This is a genomic window from Streptomyces sp. NPDC012835, from assembly GCF_042900885.1.
Taxonomy (GTDB): domain Bacteria; phylum Actinomycetota; class Actinomycetes; order Streptomycetales; family Streptomycetaceae; genus Streptomyces.
This window is the reverse complement of the sequence record NZ_JBIBBW010000007.1, coordinates 76,815-92,681: the sequence shown is the minus strand read 5'-3', so window position 1 is coordinate 92,681 and position 15,867 is coordinate 76,815. Positions and strand designations below refer to the sequence as shown.

General features: G+C 72.1%; 20 protein-coding genes and 2 pseudogenes. 15 read left to right on the top strand and 7 right to left on the bottom strand.

From position 1 onward, the window contains the following. Positions 1-402: 402 nt before the first annotated feature. The 4 genes and pseudogenes from ACFY6S_RS26010 to ACFY6S_RS25995 all read left to right on the top strand — a co-directional run. Positions 403-639 (top strand): annotated as a pseudogene (locus tag ACFY6S_RS26010) (GTP-binding protein); the annotation flags it as partial. A 1-nt stretch (position 640) separates the two neighbouring features. After that, positions 641-835: a hypothetical protein gene (locus ACFY6S_RS26005; protein ID WP_388827500.1), complete on the top strand. Its 195-nt coding sequence runs from the start codon at positions 641-643 to the stop codon at positions 833-835. Between the two features lie 221 nt (positions 836-1,056). Beyond that, positions 1,057-1,197: a hypothetical protein gene (locus tag ACFY6S_RS26000; RefSeq protein WP_388827503.1), complete on the top strand. Its 141-nt coding sequence runs from the start codon at positions 1,057-1,059 to the stop codon at positions 1,195-1,197. Positions 1,198-1,217: 20 nt separating this feature from the next. Continuing rightward, positions 1,218-1,452, top strand: a pseudogene (locus ACFY6S_RS25995) (ammonia channel protein); the annotation flags it as partial. Positions 1,453-1,531: 79 nt separating this feature from the next. Here ACFY6S_RS25995 and ACFY6S_RS25990 read toward each other — a convergent pair. After that, entirely contained in the window at positions 1,532-2,029 is a 498-nt protein-coding gene (locus ACFY6S_RS25990) for a DUF6194 family protein (RefSeq protein WP_388827506.1), read from the bottom strand. 98 nt (positions 2,030-2,127) lie between these two features. Between ACFY6S_RS25990 and ACFY6S_RS25985 the strand changes: the two genes are divergently transcribed. Beyond that, positions 2,128-2,823, top strand: coding sequence for a MerR family transcriptional regulator (locus ACFY6S_RS25985; protein WP_388827509.1), 696 nt, complete (start codon positions 2,128-2,130; stop codon positions 2,821-2,823). Positions 2,824-2,905: 82 nt separating this feature from the next. On the opposite strand, the gene ACFY6S_RS25980 is transcribed toward ACFY6S_RS25985, so the two are convergent. Then, positions 2,906-4,630 carry a bifunctional 3'-5' exonuclease/DNA polymerase gene (locus tag ACFY6S_RS25980; protein ID WP_388827512.1) on the bottom strand — a complete coding sequence of 575 codons (1,725 nt, stop codon included), beginning with the start codon at positions 4,628-4,630 and terminating at the stop codon, positions 2,906-2,908. A gap of 267 nt (positions 4,631-4,897) precedes the next feature. Here ACFY6S_RS25980 and ACFY6S_RS25975 point away from each other — a divergent pair, with 267 nt between their 5' ends. Together ACFY6S_RS25975 and ACFY6S_RS25970 are read left to right on the top strand one after the other, a co-directional pair. After that, positions 4,898-5,812: an NADP-dependent oxidoreductase gene (locus ACFY6S_RS25975; protein ID WP_388827515.1), complete on the top strand. Its 915-nt coding sequence runs from the start codon at positions 4,898-4,900 to the stop codon at positions 5,810-5,812. Between the two features lie 153 nt (positions 5,813-5,965). Beyond that, on the top strand, positions 5,966-6,514 hold the full coding sequence (locus tag ACFY6S_RS25970) for an ATP-binding protein (protein ID WP_388827518.1): 549 nt from the start codon (positions 5,966-5,968) through the stop codon (positions 6,512-6,514). Between the two features lie 154 nt (positions 6,515-6,668). On the opposite strand, the gene ACFY6S_RS25965 is transcribed toward ACFY6S_RS25970, so the two are convergent. Continuing rightward, the gene (locus ACFY6S_RS25965; protein WP_388827521.1) at positions 6,669-7,229 is read right to left on the bottom strand and encodes a sugar O-acetyltransferase; all 561 of its coding nucleotides are present in this window, start codon (positions 7,227-7,229) and stop codon (positions 6,669-6,671) included. Between the two features lie 155 nt (positions 7,230-7,384). Here ACFY6S_RS25965 and ACFY6S_RS25960 point away from each other — a divergent pair, with 155 nt between their 5' ends. Then, positions 7,385-8,680, top strand: coding sequence for a DUF2786 domain-containing protein (locus ACFY6S_RS25960; RefSeq protein ID WP_388827524.1), 1,296 nt, complete (start codon positions 7,385-7,387; stop codon positions 8,678-8,680). A 19-nt stretch (positions 8,681-8,699) separates the two neighbouring features. Here ACFY6S_RS25960 and ACFY6S_RS25955 read toward each other — a convergent pair whose 3' ends face one another. The 3 genes from ACFY6S_RS25955 to rpmB are packed head-to-tail and all read right to left on the bottom strand — an operon-like array spanning position 8,700 to position 9,809. Then, positions 8,700-9,215 (bottom strand): hypothetical protein, encoded by a 516-nt coding sequence (locus ACFY6S_RS25955; RefSeq protein ID WP_388827527.1) that lies wholly within the window; start codon positions 9,213-9,215, stop codon positions 8,700-8,702. 52 nt (positions 9,216-9,267) lie between these two features. Continuing rightward, positions 9,268-9,573 carry a 30S ribosomal protein S14 gene (gene rpsN, locus ACFY6S_RS25950; protein WP_388827530.1) on the bottom strand — a complete coding sequence of 102 codons (306 nt, stop codon included), beginning with the start codon at positions 9,571-9,573 and terminating at the stop codon, positions 9,268-9,270. Next, positions 9,573-9,809: a 50S ribosomal protein L28 gene (rpmB, locus tag ACFY6S_RS25945; RefSeq protein ID WP_388827769.1), complete on the bottom strand. Its 237-nt coding sequence runs from the start codon at positions 9,807-9,809 to the stop codon at positions 9,573-9,575. Before rpmB ends, rpsN begins: the two co-directional genes overlap by 1 nt. 52 nt (positions 9,810-9,861) lie before the next feature. On the opposite strand from rpmB, the gene rpmG reads away from it, so the two are divergent. The 5 genes from rpmG (at position 9,862) to ACFY6S_RS25920 (ending at position 12,426) form a co-directional block, all read left to right on the top strand. After that, positions 9,862-10,026 carry a 50S ribosomal protein L33 gene (gene rpmG / locus ACFY6S_RS25940; protein WP_388827533.1) on the top strand — a complete coding sequence of 55 codons (165 nt, stop codon included), beginning with the start codon at positions 9,862-9,864 and terminating at the stop codon, positions 10,024-10,026. 138 nt (positions 10,027-10,164) lie between these two features. Next, positions 10,165-10,428 (top strand): type B 50S ribosomal protein L31, encoded by a 264-nt coding sequence (locus tag ACFY6S_RS25935; protein ID WP_388827536.1) that lies wholly within the window; start codon positions 10,165-10,167, stop codon positions 10,426-10,428. Then, the gene (locus ACFY6S_RS25930; RefSeq protein WP_388827539.1) at positions 10,425-11,600 is read left to right on the top strand and encodes a CobW family GTP-binding protein; all 1,176 of its coding nucleotides are present in this window, start codon (positions 10,425-10,427) and stop codon (positions 11,598-11,600) included. Before ACFY6S_RS25935 ends, ACFY6S_RS25930 begins: the two co-directional genes overlap by 4 nt. Continuing rightward, positions 11,600-11,848, top strand: a complete 249-nt coding sequence (rpsR, locus tag ACFY6S_RS25925) for a 30S ribosomal protein S18 (protein ID WP_388827772.1) — start codon at positions 11,600-11,602, stop codon at positions 11,846-11,848. Before ACFY6S_RS25930 ends, rpsR begins: the two co-directional genes overlap by 1 nt. A gap of 335 nt (positions 11,849-12,183) precedes the next feature. Next, positions 12,184-12,426: a DUF397 domain-containing protein gene (locus ACFY6S_RS25920; RefSeq protein WP_388827542.1), complete on the top strand. Its 243-nt coding sequence runs from the start codon at positions 12,184-12,186 to the stop codon at positions 12,424-12,426. Positions 12,427-12,621: 195 nt separating this feature from the next. On the opposite strand, the gene ACFY6S_RS25915 is transcribed toward ACFY6S_RS25920, so the two are convergent. Further along, positions 12,622-13,116: an ATP-binding protein gene (locus ACFY6S_RS25915; protein WP_388827545.1), complete on the bottom strand. Its 495-nt coding sequence runs from the start codon at positions 13,114-13,116 to the stop codon at positions 12,622-12,624. A gap of 314 nt (positions 13,117-13,430) precedes the next feature. Between ACFY6S_RS25915 and ACFY6S_RS25910 the strand changes: the two genes are divergently transcribed. Together ACFY6S_RS25910 and ACFY6S_RS25905 are read left to right on the top strand one after the other, a co-directional pair. Continuing rightward, on the top strand, positions 13,431-14,312 hold the full coding sequence (locus ACFY6S_RS25910) for a helix-turn-helix domain-containing protein (RefSeq protein WP_388827548.1): 882 nt from the start codon (positions 13,431-13,433) through the stop codon (positions 14,310-14,312). Between the two features lie 63 nt (positions 14,313-14,375). Continuing rightward, entirely contained in the window at positions 14,376-15,842 is a 1,467-nt protein-coding gene (locus ACFY6S_RS25905; protein WP_388827551.1) for an aldehyde dehydrogenase family protein, read from the top strand. The last annotated feature ends 25 nt before the right edge of the window (positions 15,843-15,867 follow it).

The following is a 15,867-nucleotide window of genomic DNA, read 5'->3' as shown; positions in this document are numbered from 1 at the left end:
CCCGGCACGGCAGGGCATTCCCCGGCATGATCGCTCTCGGTCTCGTAATGCGTAGGTCTCGGGTTCGAATCCCGAAGGCGGCTCGGAATCACCCCAGGACTCACTCGCCGTGACCTGGGGTTTTTTCATGCCCGGAGGGTGCCGAGCCGCACGACGAGGATGGCCTTCTTCCCTTTTGGGAGATTGCGTTCGCCACCGCCGCCCCGGCGCACCGCGCACCGAAGCCTTACGCATGCTCGGATGCCGGGCGTCGGGTAGCGGCCGGCCCACTGTGACCCGTCGGGCAGGGCCGGCGTCAGGGGTTCGCAGGCGAAGGCCGTCCGGGTCGACAGGGCGCCGCGGAACCCGGTGGTTGGCAGCAGGTGGAGTCGCGACGCCAGGTCGCCACGGGGCCTGCCGCACAGCGCGCAGGGCGAGAAGGCGCTGCGCAAGCGAGGGCCGGGCATCACCGACTCGGACCTGCTCGTCATCAGCAAGATCGACATCGCGCAGTACGTCCGCACCGGCATCGCCGTCATGGAATCCGACGCCCACCGGCTCCGGGAGAACCGTCCGGTCGTTCTGACGGACTGCCTCAACGGGACGGCCTTCGACGGTGTGCTGAGCATCCTCGAGTCGCGCCGCGAGGTGCTGATCTGACGTGCCGCCCACCTCGCTCAGGGCCAGGCCCGACCGGCTCGATCCCCGGTACTACAGCGCCGAGCGGCTGCCGCCTGCGGTGGCACCCCCGGGCTCCGCGCCGGACACGCTCGCCGTCGGCTTCCCTGCCCAGGTCGGCATCCTCGGCATGGGTTTCGCTGTGCGGGGTGGGCGCACCGACCTCGCCGGGTGTTAACAGAAATCGCTGCTCCAGATCATCCGGTTCGCGGACGCCCGCTTCTAGCAGCACACCCGAGGTCATGGCCGCTCCCGGCGTTACGGCCGTCCTGGGCGGCACCGCGACTGTGCACGCCGCGACCTGGAATGCCGTACACCGGCCGCCCGGCGCCCGCGATGCGCAAGCCGTGACACCTGCGTCTCCCCGACCGACGAGCCCCTCAGCGAGGTATCCCGCCGGTGAACCCCTCTCGCGCCGATGCCACCCGCGTATTTCCCGGCGCCAGGACCTGGCTGCACGCCGCCACCGCCGTGATGCTGCTCATGACACCGGGACTGGCGTTCTTCCGCGGCGGCACGGCACGCCCCAACGCGTTCTGATGATGATCAAGATGAGCTTCGCCGCGCTCGACTTCGCGCCCTTGGGGGAGCGGCCGAACAACATTCCGGTCGGTGTGGTCGGTGCGGGACTCCTCTGGTTCGGCTGGTTCGGCTTCAACTCGGGTTCTGCGCTGAGTGACCTGGGCGCGGTGTCCGCCGTTCATCAACACAACTGGGCGCCGCGGGAGCCGCCATGGTGACCTGGCCGCTGGGTCGAGGAGTGGCGCACGGCAGCGCGTCACCACCGTGGGCGTCCGTCGTGGGACCGAGGGCGCCTTCGAGTCCCGTCCCGTGCGCTGTCGGATCCGTGTCCTCGGCGAGCCGATGAAGCTCCTCAGTCCGTCGTCGTCCCCGTACGCCGCTCGCGGCGTGCGCGGGCGAGGTGGTGGGCGTGGCGGAGCAACTCGCGGACGGTCATGCCGGTCCGGCGGCCCGGGTTCACCACCGCGAGCCAGCCGAGGGAGCCGTAGACGGGGTGGGCGATCACGACATCGGTGGCGTCGGGGGCGGCCCCGGCCGTGCCGGGGGCCGCGTCGGCGGCGGCTGGGTCGCGCGGTGTCCGGCCGGTCCGGGCGAGGAAGGCTTCCTTTCCGGCGGCGATATTGAGGCGGAACGTGTCCGGGCGGTCCAGGCGGGAGGTCTCGTCGCCCGGGTAGTTCTTCGTGACGATCGTCGCGAAGGGTTGGACCGTTGCCGGGACGTCTCCGTCCGGAGCGTAGAAGAAGTAGGTGTCTCCCCAACTGATCTCCGGTGACCCGTCGCCGGGTCCGGGTCTGACGGCCAGTACCCCGTCGAGGTCCGCCGTGAAGCTGATGATCTCGTCCATGGTCATGTGTTCAAGCGTTTCATTAAGGTGCTTGTGGGGATATGGAGCCGCACGACGCCTTGGTGGAGGGGGGATGGAGGGTGTCGACTCTCAACTCACCGGTCTTGCGTACCGTCGATGTCGCGCGCCGGGCCGGATACTCCGTCCAGCAGATCCGCGATCTCGAACGCGACGGTGTGCTCCCGTCGGCGCCGCGTACGGCGGCGGGCCACCGGAGGTACGGCGAGACCCATCTGCACTCCGCGCTGGCCTACCGCGCCCTCGCGGCAGGTACGGGGCCGGTCGAGGCGAGACGGATCGTCCGCGCCGCGCACCGGCGCCCGGTCCCGGAGCTGCTCGCACTCCTCGACGCGGCTCACGCCGTACTCGACCGGGAGCGCGAGCAGCTGGCGCTCGCGAGGGCGGCGGCGCAGGCGATTTCCGCCGAGCCGGTCGCGGACGTACGCGCGTCGGACTCGATGAGCGTCTCCGAACTCGCCGACGCGCTCGGAGTGCGCCCGTCTACGCTGCGGCACTGGGACGCCGAGGGGCTCGTCGTTCCCGACCGGCTCCCGCCGCGCGGCACGCGGAGGTACGCACCGGACCATGTCCGGGACGCCCGGATCGTGCACCAGCTGCGCGGCGCCGGATACCGCGTGGGTTCGCTCCGGGCGCTGATGCCGGATCTGCGGCAGGGACAGAGGCCGCAGGACGTTGAAGCCGCGCTGGCGGCCCGGGACAAGACCATCGCGGCTCGCTCCCGGGCGCTCCTTGATGCCGCCGCGCACCTCGGTCGGGTCCTCTCGGCCACCCGCACGTGAATCGACCGCCACCGCCACCGCCACCGCCCCCGCGACCGACCGGCCGCGCCGCGTCGGCCGGCTCGGTTTGCCGCCGTGCCCCTCACTTCGCGTCGGAGTACCGCTCGACCGTCGCCGTCGTCAGCGGGAAGCGCACCGGAGTCTCCCCGAAGGCGATGCGTCCGGCCAGCTCCCCGGCCGCGCGGACGGCCCGCGCCACTTCTTCCGCCTCCGCCTGCGGGCAGTGCACGATCACCTCGTCGTGCTGGAAGAAGACCAGCTCGGCCCGCATCCCGGTGATCGCGCGGCGGAGCGCGGCCAGCATCAGCAGCGCCCAGTCGGCGGCGCTGCCCTGGACGACGAAGTTACGGGTGAAGCGGCCCCGCGCCCGGCCGTTGGACGACGCGTAACCCGGAGTGAATCCGGCCGGTCCGCCCGACGCGCCGGTGCCGGAGTCGGTGCCGGGGCCGTCGCCCGGGGCGAGGTCCTGGGGGATGCCCGCCTCGTCGGAGTCCTCGGCTCCCGCCGCCCGTGGGCTCGTGCGCCCCAGCCAGGTGCGTACGAGCCTGCCCTCCTCGCCCGCCCGCGCCGCGTCGTCCACATAGGCCACGGCCAGCGGGAATCTGCGGCGCAGCGCCGCCAGGTTCTTCAGGCCGTCGCCGGACGTCTGGCCGTAGATCGCGCCCAGCAGGGCCAGTTTGGCGTGGTCGCGGTCGCCGGAGAAGGCGCGGTCGGAGAGCGCCGTGTAGAGGTCGCCGTCGTGTCCCGCCACCTCCATCAGCCCCGGATCGCGGGAGATCGCGGCCAGCACGCGCGGCTCCATCTGGTCGGCGTCGGCCACCACCAGCCGCCAGCCCGGGTCAGCGACGACGGCGCGCCGGATCACCCGGGGGATCTGGAGGGCCCCGCCGCCGTTGGTCGTCCAGCGGCCGGAGATCGTGCCGCCCGGCAGGAACTCCGGCCGGAAGCGGCCTTCCCGCACCCAGTCCTGGAGCCAGCTCCAGCCGTGCGCCGTCCAGATCCGGTACAGCTTCTTGTACTGGATCAGCGGCTCCACCGCCGGATGGTCGATCTCCGCCAGCTCCCAGCGCCGGGTCGACTTCACCCTGACGCCCGCCCCCGCGAACGCCTTGATCACATCGGCCGGGAGATCCGGCCGCACCCGCCGGCCGAAGGCCCGTGACACCTCGTCGGCCAGCTCGGCCAGCCGCCGCGGCTCGCCTCCGCCCGCGTACCGCTCGCCGAGCAGCTCACTCAGCAGCGCGCGGTGCACATCCGCCCGCCAGGGCAGCCCCGAGCGGTGCATCTCGGCGGCCACCAGCATCCCCGCCGACTCGGAGGCGGTGAGCAGCCGCATCCGGCCGGGGTGCTCGGCGGCGGCATGGCGGCGGCTCTGCTCCGCGTACACCTCCAGCAGCGCGTCGAAGGGCAGGCCGGCGCCCGCCCTCGGTTCGAAGAGCGAGGACTGCGAGCCGGGCACCGCCGACCGGGGCGGCGGGTCGGGCGGCACCGGCGCGCCCCGCAGCCGGGCCGAGGCCGCGGCGGCCGAGCGCGGCTCGCCGAGCCGCCCCTCGTGGCCGAGGAGCAGCGACTCGGCCGCCTCGATGTCGTAGCACCGCTCGACGCGCACACCCGCCGCGAGCAGCTGCGGATACAGCTCGGCGGTCGACCGCCACACCCACCTCCCGACCTCCGGCTCGCGCTCCCTGACCGCCGCGACGAGATCCGGCTCGCGCAGCACGGGCCCGGCGGGCAGCCCGTCCGCGCCCAGCGGAGCGAGCAGCGCGCCGCCGCCCTCCACCGGCGCCAGCGCCCAACGTTCGCTCATACCGCCGAGTCTCGCAGGGGGGTCTGACAACGGACCGGCGCGGCGCGGTCCGGCCGGGCGGCACGCCGACCCGGCCTGACGGCACGCGGTCCCGGACACGGCGGTCCGGCGCCGCGGTCCGGCTGAACCTCCGGCCGGACCGGACCGTTCGACAGGCGGTCCCGGCCGGTGACCGGGAGGATCGACCCGGGACCAGAGCCACGGAATCCCGGACCCGTCCCGTGAACACCCCCTTCTGATCCATGACCACAGGCTGTGGAGGCTGCTGTGCGAGCGACCGTTTTCCATGAGTTCGGCGGGCCCGAGGTACTGCGTACGGAGGACGTGCCGGAACCGCACGCGGGTCCCGGTGAGATCCGGGTGGCGGTACGGGCCGCGGGCGTCAACCCGATGGACTGGAAGATCCGGCGCGGCTGGATGGAACAGCTCGCGCCGACCCCGCTGCCCGCCGTGCCCGGTGCCGAGTTCGCCGGGGTGGTGGACGAGACCGGCGAGGGCGTCACCGAATTCGCCGTCGGGGACGACGTGCTCGGCTGGTCGGCGACCGGTGCCTACGCGCCGTACGCCCTGGCCGGGATCGTGGTCGCCAAGCCGCCCGCCCTGGGCTGGGCGGAGGCGGCGGCGATCCCGGTCGCCGGGGAGACGGCCGCGCGGGTGCTCGACCAGCTCGCCGTGCGGGACGGGGAGACCCTGCTGCTGCACGGCGCCGCCGGCGGGGTCGGCGCGCTGGCCGTCCAGCTCGCGGTGGCGCGCGGCGCCACGGTGATCGGCACGGCGTCCCCGGCCAACCACGACTATGTGCGCTCCCTGGGCGCCGTCCCCGTGGCGTACGGGGACGGGCTGGTCGACCGTGTCCGGGCCGTGGCGCCCGGGGGAGTGGACGCCGTCTTCGACGCGGCGGGCAAGGGGGCGCTCCCCGACTCGATCGAGCTGCGCGGCGGCAGCACGGACCGGATCGTCACCATCGCGGACATGGACGCCGGCGAGCACGGGGTGGTCTTCTCCTCCGGCGGCACGTCGCCCGAGGCCCGGCGGGCGGGGCTGGCGGAGAACGCCCGCCTCGCGGCGGAGGGCGCGCTGCGGGTACAGGTCGCACGGACGTTCTCGCTCGCCGAGGCGGCAGCGGCGCAGGAGTTGAGCGAAGGCGGGCACCCCGGTGGAAAACTGGTGATCACGCCCTGAAACGGCGGACGCGGCGGGGCCGGTCCGACGCCGCGTCCCGCGCGTCGGCCCGCGTCGATCCGACAGGGCCCGGGATCGGGGATGTGGCACGACAGGGCTCCTCTCGGGCACCATGGGTTGCTTTCGGTGACCTATTGATGTCCGAGAGTAACGATGCTCACTGACAGTGGACTTGCGCACGATGTCTACGACTCCGACCCCGGCTGGCTTCCGCTCACCCGGATGCCGCTCCCGCACCGACCGGAGGCGTCTCCCCGGGCCCGCCGCCATACCCGCGAGGTGCTCGCGCTGCGCCGGGTGGAGGGCGAACTGGCCGCGGCCGTCGAACTGGCGGTCAGTGAACTCGTCACCAACGCCGTACGGCACGGCGTCTGCATCTGCGGCTGCACCCGCGGTCCCGTCTCCCTCGCGCTGCTGCGCGCGGAGGACCGGCTGCGTGTCGAGGTCGCCGATCCGTCCCGTACGCCTCCGCGGTGGCCCACGGGTATCGAATCGGTCGACGCGGAGACCGCCGCCGAGGCGGAGGAGGGGCGCGGGCTGCTGCTGGTCACCGCCCTCGCGTCGGACTGGGGTGATCACGCGGGACCGGTGCGGGGGAAGGTGGTGTGGTGCGAGTTCACGGCGCAGGGCGCGGGAGGGGGCGCGGAGGGGAGCGACCGCGGAAGCGGCAGCCGGGATACGAGCGGGGGTGCGCGCCCCTGAGCTGCGAGGAGCTGCGGGCGCGCGGGACGCGCCCACGCGCCCCACGCGCCCCACGCGCCCACGCGCCCCGCGCGGGCGCCCCACCTACGCGCCTCGCCGCTCCCGCTGCCCTCCCGCTGCCCCCGTCGGCCGCCCGGGCCGCTCCTCCGGCGGGTCACGGCTCCAGCGAGCGGACCACCCGCGCCGGGTTGCCCACGGCCAGGACGCCCGGCGGGAGGTCCTTCGTCACCACCGATCCCGCGCCGACCACCGTGTTCTCGCCGATGGTCACTCCCGGGCAGACGATCACCCCGCCGCCCAGCCAGACGTTGTCCCCGATCGTCACCGGAGCGGCCCGCTCCCAGCCCGCGCGCCTGCGTTCGGCGCCCAGTTCATGGAGAGGGGTGAGGAGCTGGACGTTCGGCCCGATCTGCACGTCGGAACCGATGGTGATCGGCGCGGCGTCCAGGAAGACAGCGTTGAAATTGACGAACGTACGGTCGCCGACGCTGATGTACGTCCCGTAGTCGCACTGGAACGGCGGCCGGATGGTGACCCGCTCGCCCACCGAACCCAGCAGCTCGGCCAGAATCCCGGCGCGGTCGGCGCGCTCCGCGCCGCCGTTCGCGTTGTAGGCGGAACAGAGGGCGAAGCGCCGCTCGGTCTCGGCGTGCAGCTCCTCGTCGTCCGGGATGTACCAGTCGCCCGCCAGCATGCGCCGCTTGTTCTCACCCATGGATGCCCCTGAAGCGTTGGTCCGTCGGAGGTGGCCACCGTAAGGGGAGAGGGCGCGGACCGGATATCCACAGCCTGTGGACAGAGAGCGGGTCGTGACCGGGGATCTGAGATCATCGGGGGCGTGGACATCCGTACGCCGGAGGGGGCGATCGCATGAGTGACACCGTCGAGCGAGCGCTCACCGCGCTGCTCTCCACCGGCGGCGGGGCCGGCGCGGGCGAGGGGCTCGACCTGGCCGCCTCCCTGCTGGCCGCCGACCCGGCGGCCGACCAGGAGCTGCGGCGGCGTGGCGAGGGATACCTACGGCTGGCGTGGGAGCGTGGCTGGCAGCCCGCCGATGTCGCCCGGCTCGTCCGCCGCGAGCTGCGCGACCCGCAGACGCGGCTGCTCGCCGAGCTGATCGCGGGGGAGATACGGCGTTACGAGCGGCTGCCGTCACGCTGGACCGGCCAACTGGCCGACCTGGGTATCGACTTCACCCCGGGCAGCGGTGGTGGCACCGGCGCCGGCGCCGGTGCGGTGGTGGTCGCCGGTGAGCCGTACCGGGCCGACCGCTTCTCGTACGCCACCGCCGTACTGGAGCTGTATCTGCTGCTCGCCCGGCTGCCCCCGCTCGAACCGGCCGGGCCCGTACCGGGGGCGTCCCTCCGGCTCGCCCCCGTGGAGGGCGAGCCGCGCATGCTCACCCGGATCAGGGCGCTGCTCGCGAAGGCGGAGGCGACCGGCTACCCCGAGGAGGCGGAGGCGCTCACCGCCAAGGCGCAGGAGCTGATGGCGCGGCACAGCGTCGACGAGGCGCTGCTGGCGGACCGCACCCACCGGGGCGATGTCCCCGGCGCGTGCCGGATCGGTGTGGACGCCCCGTACGAGACGGCGAAGGCGATCCTGCTCGACGCCGTCGCCTCGGCCAACCGCTGCCGCGCCGTGTGGAACAGCGCGTACGGCTTCTCCACGGTCGTCGGCTTCGAACCGGACCTGGAGGCGGTGGAGCTGCTCCACACCTCCCTGCTGGTGCAGGGCACGTCGGCGATGACCCGTGCGGAGGCCGCCCAGCGCGCGTCGGGAAGGAAGCGGACGAAGACTTTCCGGCAGTCCTTCCTGATGGCGTACGCCCACCGCCTGGGCGAACGCCTGGCCCTGGCCGCGGAACACGCCACCGCCGAGGCCGCGCAGGTCGCCGAGGCCGAAGCGTCGGCGGGCCCGGCCGCCGGGGGCGTGTCCGCGGGCTCCGGGCTGCTGCCCGTGCTCGCGGCGCGCGACGTGGCCGTGGCCGAGCACACGGACCGGATGTTCCCGGAGACGGTCGCGACCCGCGTCCGCGGGGCGACCGACGCCGAGGGCTGGCATCACGGCACGTCGGCGGCGGACGCGGCCCATGTGCCGGCCGGGGACCGGCGCGGCCGCGACCGCGCCGGACGCGACCGGGAGCGCATCCGGGGCGGCCGCTGACCACACCGGGGGTGGTGCCTCAGCGCGATGTCGGCAGTTCGGTCGGCAGTTCGGTCGGGAGGTCCGTGGGCAGGGTCGGCAGGTCGGTCGGCAGACTGTCCGCGCCGTTGGTGAACGAGTCCTTCCTGCCGCCGCCCCAGGAGACCACCAGCGTCTTGCCGTCGTTGGACTCGATCGTGCCCATGGCGCGGTCCTTGTTCCCGTCCGCGCACGTGAGCGAGAACATCGGCTCGCCGCCCATGTCCGTCACCTCGCCCTCGCAGACATGGGTGGCGGCGATCAGGGAGACCTTGCCGGACGTGACCGACATGGCGACGGGCTTGCCGTCGGTGACGGCCGCCCAGGTGCCGTCGACGCGCGCGGCCTCCGAGGCCGATCCCGACCCCGCGTCACCGGAGACCGTGGCGGACGGGGCGGCCCCGCTCTTGTCCTTGTCGCCGCTGTCCCCGTCACCGCCGCATCCCGCGAGCGCGAGCGTGAGCGCGACGGCGAGACCGGCGGTGGCCGAACCGGTCCGTACGAACTGCTTCCGCACGATCAAGTCCCCCTTCTCAGTGGCCGAACGCAGTGGCCGAACGGGGGTCAAACTACCAGGAGGATTTCCGCACACCGGGAAGGAAACCGGCGTGTGCCTGCTCGCGCAGCCGGACCCGGGAGAGCCCGAACTTCCTGAGATGACCGCGCGGCCGGCCGTCCACACTGTCCCGGTTCCTCACCCGGGTCGCGCTCGCGTCACGCGGCTGACGACGCAACTCGCGCTCCGCCGCGATCCGTTCCGCCTCGGGGGTGCCGGGGCTCCGCAGGATCTCCTTCAGCTCGGCACGGCGTACGGCGTAGCGCTCGACGATCTCCTGGCGCCGCTCATTGCGGACGATCTTGCTCTTCTTCGCCATCAGACCTTCACCCCCCGCGCGCGGATGCGGGCGACCGCGGCCTCGATGCCGATCGAGTCGATGGTCTTGATGGCCCGGGCGCTCAGGGTGAGGCGCACCTGCCTGCCCTCGCTCGGCAGCCAGTAGCGCTTGCGCTGGATGTTCGGGTCGAAGCGGCGGGAGGTGCGCCGGTGGGAGTGGGAGATCTGGTTGCCGAAGCCCGGCTCGGCTCCGGTCAGTTGGCAGTGGGCGGACAAGGTCACACACCCCTCTCTTTGGAAATGGAAACCATTTCCATATACTAACCCCATGGCACGCAACGAACTGCGCCCGATCGTCAAGCTCCGCTCCACCGCCGGTACCGGCTACACGTACGTCACCCGCAAGAACCGCCGTAACAACCCGGACCGGCTGACGCTGCGCAAGTACGACCCGCTCTGCCGCCGGCACGTCGACTTCCGCGAGGAGCGCTGACAGCGGACCGAGCGCTCGGGGCGGCGACCGGCAGACAGTGACCGACAGCCCTCGGCCGGTCGGGACAGACACAGACACAGACACAGACACAGACACACAGACGGACACAGAGACAGAAAAGGACAGGACGAGACCCCGATGAAGCCCGGAATCCACCCCGCGTACCGGCCCGTCGTCTTCCGCGACAAGGCGGCCGGCTTCGCCTTCCTCACCCGCTCGACCGCTTCCGGCGAGAAGACGGTCGTCTGGGAGGACGGCGCCACCTACCCCGTCATCGACGTCGAGATCTCCTCGGCGAGCCACCCCTTCTACACGGGCACCGCCCGCGTCCTCGACACCGCCGGCCGCGTCGAGCGCTTCGAGCGCCGTTACGGCCGCCGCGCCCCCGAGGCCCGGCCATGAGCGGGACCGACGGCCGGCTCCCCGTCGCCCTCGTCTGCGGCCTGCACACCGACGCCCGCGAGGCCACCGTGCGCCGGCTCCTCGCCTCCGTGCCCGGCAGCGTCGCCCTCCACCACGACCTGTCGACGGCCGCCGACGGAACCGTCGTCCGCACTGTCCGCGACCTCACGGGACCGCTCTCCTCCGGCGAGGCGCCGCTCGTCAACGACTGCGCCTGCTGCGCGCTCCGCGAGGACCTCGTACCCGAGCTGATCCGGCTCGCGGACGACGGGACGACCCGGCTCGCGATCGTCGAGCTGTGGGACTCGGTCGAACCCCGGGCCATGGCCGAGGTCATCGCGGCACACGGCGAGCGGCTGGTCGTCACCTCGGTGCTGACCGCCGTCGACCCGGCGCTGCTCCTCCCGTACCTCGGCAACGGCGACGACCTGGCCGACGCCGGGCTCGCCGCGGCGGCCACCGACCGGCGCACGATCGCCGACACCTGGGCCAGACAACTGGAGTACGCGCCGGTGCTCGCCGTCGTCGACAACCCGTCGGCCGACGACGAGGACCGCGCGCTGCTGGCCCAACTGCACCCGACCGCACGCCGGATACGGATCGATCCGGCGAGCGGTACCGGCCCGGCCGTCTCCGGCGAGCTGGCCGAGGCCGCTCTCGCCGGCTTCGACGTCGAGGCCGCCGCCGCGCGCCAGCACCCCGCCTGCGCGCTGCTGCCCCAGGAAGCCGACGAGTGCGGGGTCGGTACGTACGTCTGGCACCGCGCCCGGCCCTTCCACCCCGAGCGGCTCTACGCGGCGCTGGAGGACCTGACCTGCGCCGCCGCCCGCAGCCGGGGCCGGTTCTGGCTCGCCGACCACCACGACAGCCTGCTGCACTGGGACGCGGCGGGCGGCGCGCTGTGCGTGGAGAGCGCCGGCCCCTGGCTGGCGGCGCTGCCGGACGCCGAATGGGAGAAGGTCCCGCCGCTGCGCCGGGCCGCCGCCTCCCTGGACTGGCACCACCCGCACGGCGACCGCTGCCAGCACCTGGTCTTCACCTCACCCGGCCTCGACCGGGAGGGAATCGAGCGCCTGCTCGACTCCTGCCTGCTCACCGACGCCGAGTACAGCGCGGGCCGCGCCGCCTGGAGGCGTCTGCCGCCCGCCTTCGACACCCTCCTGGAGGTCTGATCCCCGTGCCCACCCGCCGCGCGCAGCGCAAGCCGCCCGCCCCCCGCCCCAACCCGCTGGACCGGGACGGCATCACGTACGTCGACTACAAGAACACCGACCTGCTGCGGAAGTTCCTCTCCGACCGGGGCAAGATCCGCAGCCGCCGGGTGACCCGGGTGAGCGCCCGGCAGCAGCGCCAACTGGCGCGCGCCGTCAAGAACGCCAGGGAGATGGCACTGCTGCCGTACGGCTCGTCACCACGCTGACGGTCCCTGCCCCACCGCACCGGTGCCACCGGGCCCGGGCGGCTGAACCGCGCGAGGCGGGGTACATGGCGTAAGCGGGGACCGATTTCCGCGGATCGGGGGCGGGGAGGGATCCTGGGGGCCTCGAATTGCGTCTCTACCCAGAGCATTACTCAGCGCGGGTACACCGGTAGCCGCCGACGTGGGTCCCTCCACCACCGAGGCGCGCCGGTCACCAGGTCTGTAACCAAAGGAACACCCCGCGTGCACGTGCATTTGCTCATGCATCAGCACATGAAACACAGCTATGATCCGAGACAGTTGACACCTGCACCTTGCAACTCGGGGAGCGTCCTGTGCACCACGTGTACAACGGCATGGCGGCCACAGAGCTTCACGGAGTCGTCTGGCAGAAGAGCAGGCACAGCAACTCCCAGGGTTCCTGCGTGGAGTTCGCCAAACTGCCGGGCGGGGAAGTGGCGGTACGCAATTCACGCCACCCCGAGGGACCGGCGCTCGTGTACACCCCCGCCGAGATCGAGTCCATGCTGCTGGGCGCGAAGGCGGGAGAGTTCGACCACCTGATATCGACCACCTGATCTGGACCGGGCGATCTGGACCGGTCGATCTGGACCAGCTGATCCCGGCCATCTGACGGCCCCGGCGGCCGTACCGTCAGGTGGCCCTGATCACAGCTGATTTCGGCCAACCTCCGGCCGACGGGTCCGATCCGCCCGTCGGCCGCGCGCCAGGACGCCCGGCGCGCGCCAGGAAGCCCGGAGGGAGCCCGCGCGTCAGCTCGTCTCCAGCCGGAACAGCGCCCAGACCACCTTGCCGTGCAGCGACCCGGCCAGCGGGTGCCATCCCCAGGTGTCGCTGAACGACTCCACCAGGAACAGCCCGCGGCCCGATTCGGCCGAACAGTCCTCGTCCGTCTCCCGCGCCGTGGGCCGGGCGTGGCTCGGGTCCCGTACCGCGCAGACCAGCCGCGACGACCAGCGCATCAGATGCAGACGTACGGGAGGCTCGTGCGGCTCGCGCGGGGTGTCGGCGGGCAGCGCGTGCCGCAGCGCGTTGGTGACGAGTTCCGAGACGACCAGCGCGACATCGTCGAAGCGCTCGCTCAGCTCCCACTGGGACAGCGTGGTCCTGGTGAACTGGCGCGCCCCGCGCACCGCCTCGTAGCGGGCGGGCAGGGCGCACGAGGCCGAACCGGCCGCTGCGGCGAGGTCGGTGGGAGGAAGCCCCTGCCTTAAAGGCCAGAGCATGGTCGATCCAGTCATCCCCATGCGAGGCACTCCCGGTATTCGCGGCCGTAGCGATACTGCGGTGGTCCAGCGTCACAACACGTCAATCACGAAACGAGCGCAGGTGCGCGGGGCCCATGGTTCCGAATGCGTACGGCAGATGCAAGGGCAGATGCACGTGCACGCGCCGGACTTCGCCGGTCCCGTACCGTTTCCGTAGCTTTTCTCCTCGTGACCATTTTCGTCCTCTTCGCAAAGCCTTCTTATTTCCGTAATCGAATGAGTACGGGGTGAAGCGTTTTGATGGCAGAATCCGGCACTTGGAGTTCGGGGGTGCTCCGGGGAGAACCACATTGATGGGGAGGGTTGGAGACGTGACCGCAGCCGAATCGGGCGGTTCCGTGGTGCGGCGCATCCTGCTGGGCTCACAACTGAGGCGGCTGCGCGAGACGCGCGGTATCACCCGTGAAGCCGCCGGCTACTCGATCCGCGCTTCCGAGTCCAAGATCAGCCGCATGGAGTTGGGACGGGTGAGCTTCAAGGCCAGGGACATCGAGGACCTGCTGACCCTCTACGGGGTGGCCGACGAGGGCGAGCGCGCGGCCCTGCTCGGGCTCGCCCGGGAGGCCAATGTCGCGGGATGGTGGCACAGCTTCGGCGATGTGCTGCCCGGCTGGTTCCAGACGTACATCGGTCTGGAGGGCGCCGCCTCCCTGATCCGCATCTACGAGGTGCAGTTCGTGCACGGACTGCTCCAGACCGAGGCGTACGCGCACGCCGTCGTCACCCGTGGCCAGCCGGACGCGCCCCGCGCCGAGGTCGAGCGCCGCGTCGCCCTGCGGCTGGAGCGGCAGAAGGTGCTCGTCTCCGAGCGCGCCCCGCGCTTCCACGCCATCCTCGACGAGGCGGCGCTACGCCGCCCGTACGGCGACCGTGCCGTCATGCAGGGGCAGTTGAGGCATCTGATCGAGATCTCGGAGCAGCCGAACATCACCCTTCAGGTGATGCCGTTCAGCTTCGGCGGACACGCGGGCGAGAGCGGCGCGTTCACCATGCTGAGCTTCCCCGAGTCGGACCTCTCGGACGTCGTCTTCCTGGAACAGCTGACCAGCGCGCTGTATCTGGACAAGCGCGAGGAGGTCGGCCAGTACGAACGGGTGATGGCGCGGCTCCAGGAGGACAGCCCGGGGCCGGAGGAGAGCCGAGACGTCCTGCGCGGACTGCTCCCATTGATCTGAGGCATCAGTACGATGACAACACATCAGGAGTTCCCGCCTGTAGCACCCGCAGTAAGGGATCGCATGTCCTACTTCACCGACTTGGCGCATCAGTACATCGACGGCGAGTGGCGGACCGGCAGCGGCTCGTGGGACATCATCGACTTCAACCCGTACAACGGGGAGAAGCTCGCCGCCATCACGGTCGCCACGGCCCGCGAGGTGGACGAGGCGTACCGCGCGGCCGAGCGCGCGCAGCCCGGTTGGGCCGCGACCAACCCGTACACCCGCAGGGCCGTTCTGGAACGGGTGCTGCTGCTGGTCGAGGAGCGCGCCGACGACATCGTCGAGGCGATCATCGACGAGTCGGGCGGTACGCGTGCCAAGGCGCTGTACGAGGTCGGCGCCGCCGGTGAGTTCCTGCGCGAGGCCGTCCGGCTCGCGCTGCGCTGCGAGGCCCGGATCATGCCCTCCCCGGTCGACGGCAGGGAGAACCGCGTCCACCGGCTGCCGGTCGGTGTCGTCGGGGTGATCAGCCCCTTCAACTTCCCCTTCCTGGTGACGCTCAAGTCGGTGGCGCCCGCGCTGGCCCTCGGCAACGCCGTGGTGATCAAGCCCAATCAGAACGCCCCGGTGACGGGCGGCGGGCTGATAGCCGGACTCTTCGCGGACGCGGGACTGCCCGCCGGACTGCTCAACGTGGTGGTCACGGACATCGCGGAGATCGGCGACGCGCTCATCGAGCACCCCGTCCCCAAGGTGATCTCCTTCGCTGGCTCGGACCGGGTGGGCCGCCATGTCGGGGCCGTCGCCGGCGGCCACTTCAAGCGGGCGCTGCTCCAACTGAGCGGCAACAGCGCGCTGGTGGTCCTGGACGATCTGGACGAGGCCGGGATCGACTACGCGGTGGACGCCGCGGTCTTCAGCCGCTTCTTCTACCAGGGCCAGATCTGCATGGCCGCCAACCGGGTGCTGGTGGACCGCGCGGTGGAGCGGGAGTTCACGCGGAGGTTCGTGGCGAAGGTGGCGGCGCTCAGGACCGGCGACCCGCGCGACCCCGAGACCCGGATCGGCCCGGTCATCAACAGCTCCCACGCGGACGCCCTGACCGCGCTGGTGGACCAGGCGCTCGCGGAGGGCGCGACCGCGCTCGTCCGGGGGAACACCCGCGGCAACCTCGTGGAGCCGACCGTACTGACCGGTCTGCGGCCCGACTCCCCGCTCATGCGGCAGGAGATCTTCGGTCCTGTGGTGCTGCTGGTCCCGTTCGACGGCGAGGACGAGGCGGTACGGCTGGCCAACGCCACTCCGTACGGGCTGAGCGGCGCCGTCCACACCGCTCGGGTGGAGCGGGGCGTCGCGTTCGCCGAGCGGATCGTCGCCGGCATGATCCATGTCAACGGCACGACCGTGCTCGACGAGCCGATGGTGGCCTTCGGCGGCGAGAACGCCTCGGGCCTCGGCCGGCTCAACGGGGACTCGGCGCTGGAGGCGTTCACGACGCAGAAGTGGATCTCGGTGCAGCACGGCCGTTCGGAGTTTCCGCTCTAGGGTGGGGGAGGCCCGCTGGTCCGTC

Bases quoted from the DNA above. Each gene is read 5' to 3' on its own strand.
- ACFY6S_RS25990 (WP_388827506.1), bottom strand. From the start codon at position 2,029: ATGACCATGGACGAGATCATCAGCTTCACGGCGGACCTCGACGGGGTA.
- ACFY6S_RS25965 (WP_388827521.1), bottom strand. From the start codon at position 7,229: ATGGGTGAGAACAAGCGGCGCATGCTGGCGGGCGACTGGTACATCCCG.
- ACFY6S_RS25915 (WP_388827545.1), bottom strand. From the start codon at position 13,116: ATGGGGATGACTGGATCGACCATGCTCTGGCCTTTAAGGCAGGGGCTT.
- ACFY6S_RS25970 (WP_388827518.1), top strand. From the start codon at position 5,966: ATGCTCACTGACAGTGGACTTGCGCACGATGTCTACGACTCCGACCCC.
- ACFY6S_RS25910 (WP_388827548.1), top strand. From the start codon at position 13,431: ATGGGGAGGGTTGGAGACGTGACCGCAGCCGAATCGGGCGGTTCCGTG.
- ACFY6S_RS25960 (WP_388827524.1), top strand. From the start codon at position 7,385: ATGAGTGACACCGTCGAGCGAGCGCTCACCGCGCTGCTCTCCACCGGC.
- ACFY6S_RS25980 (WP_388827512.1), bottom strand. From the start codon at position 4,630: ATGAGCGAACGTTGGGCGCTGGCGCCGGTGGAGGGCGGCGGCGCGCTG.
- ACFY6S_RS25905 (WP_388827551.1), top strand. From the start codon at position 14,376: ATGTCCTACTTCACCGACTTGGCGCATCAGTACATCGACGGCGAGTGG.
- rpmG (WP_388827533.1), top strand. From the start codon at position 9,862: ATGGCACGCAACGAACTGCGCCCGATCGTCAAGCTCCGCTCCACCGCC.
- rpsN (WP_388827530.1), bottom strand. From the start codon at position 9,573: ATGGCGAAGAAGAGCAAGATCGTCCGCAATGAGCGGCGCCAGGAGATC.
- ACFY6S_RS25935 (WP_388827536.1), top strand. From the start codon at position 10,165: ATGAAGCCCGGAATCCACCCCGCGTACCGGCCCGTCGTCTTCCGCGAC.
- ACFY6S_RS25930 (WP_388827539.1), top strand. From the start codon at position 10,425: ATGAGCGGGACCGACGGCCGGCTCCCCGTCGCCCTCGTCTGCGGCCTG.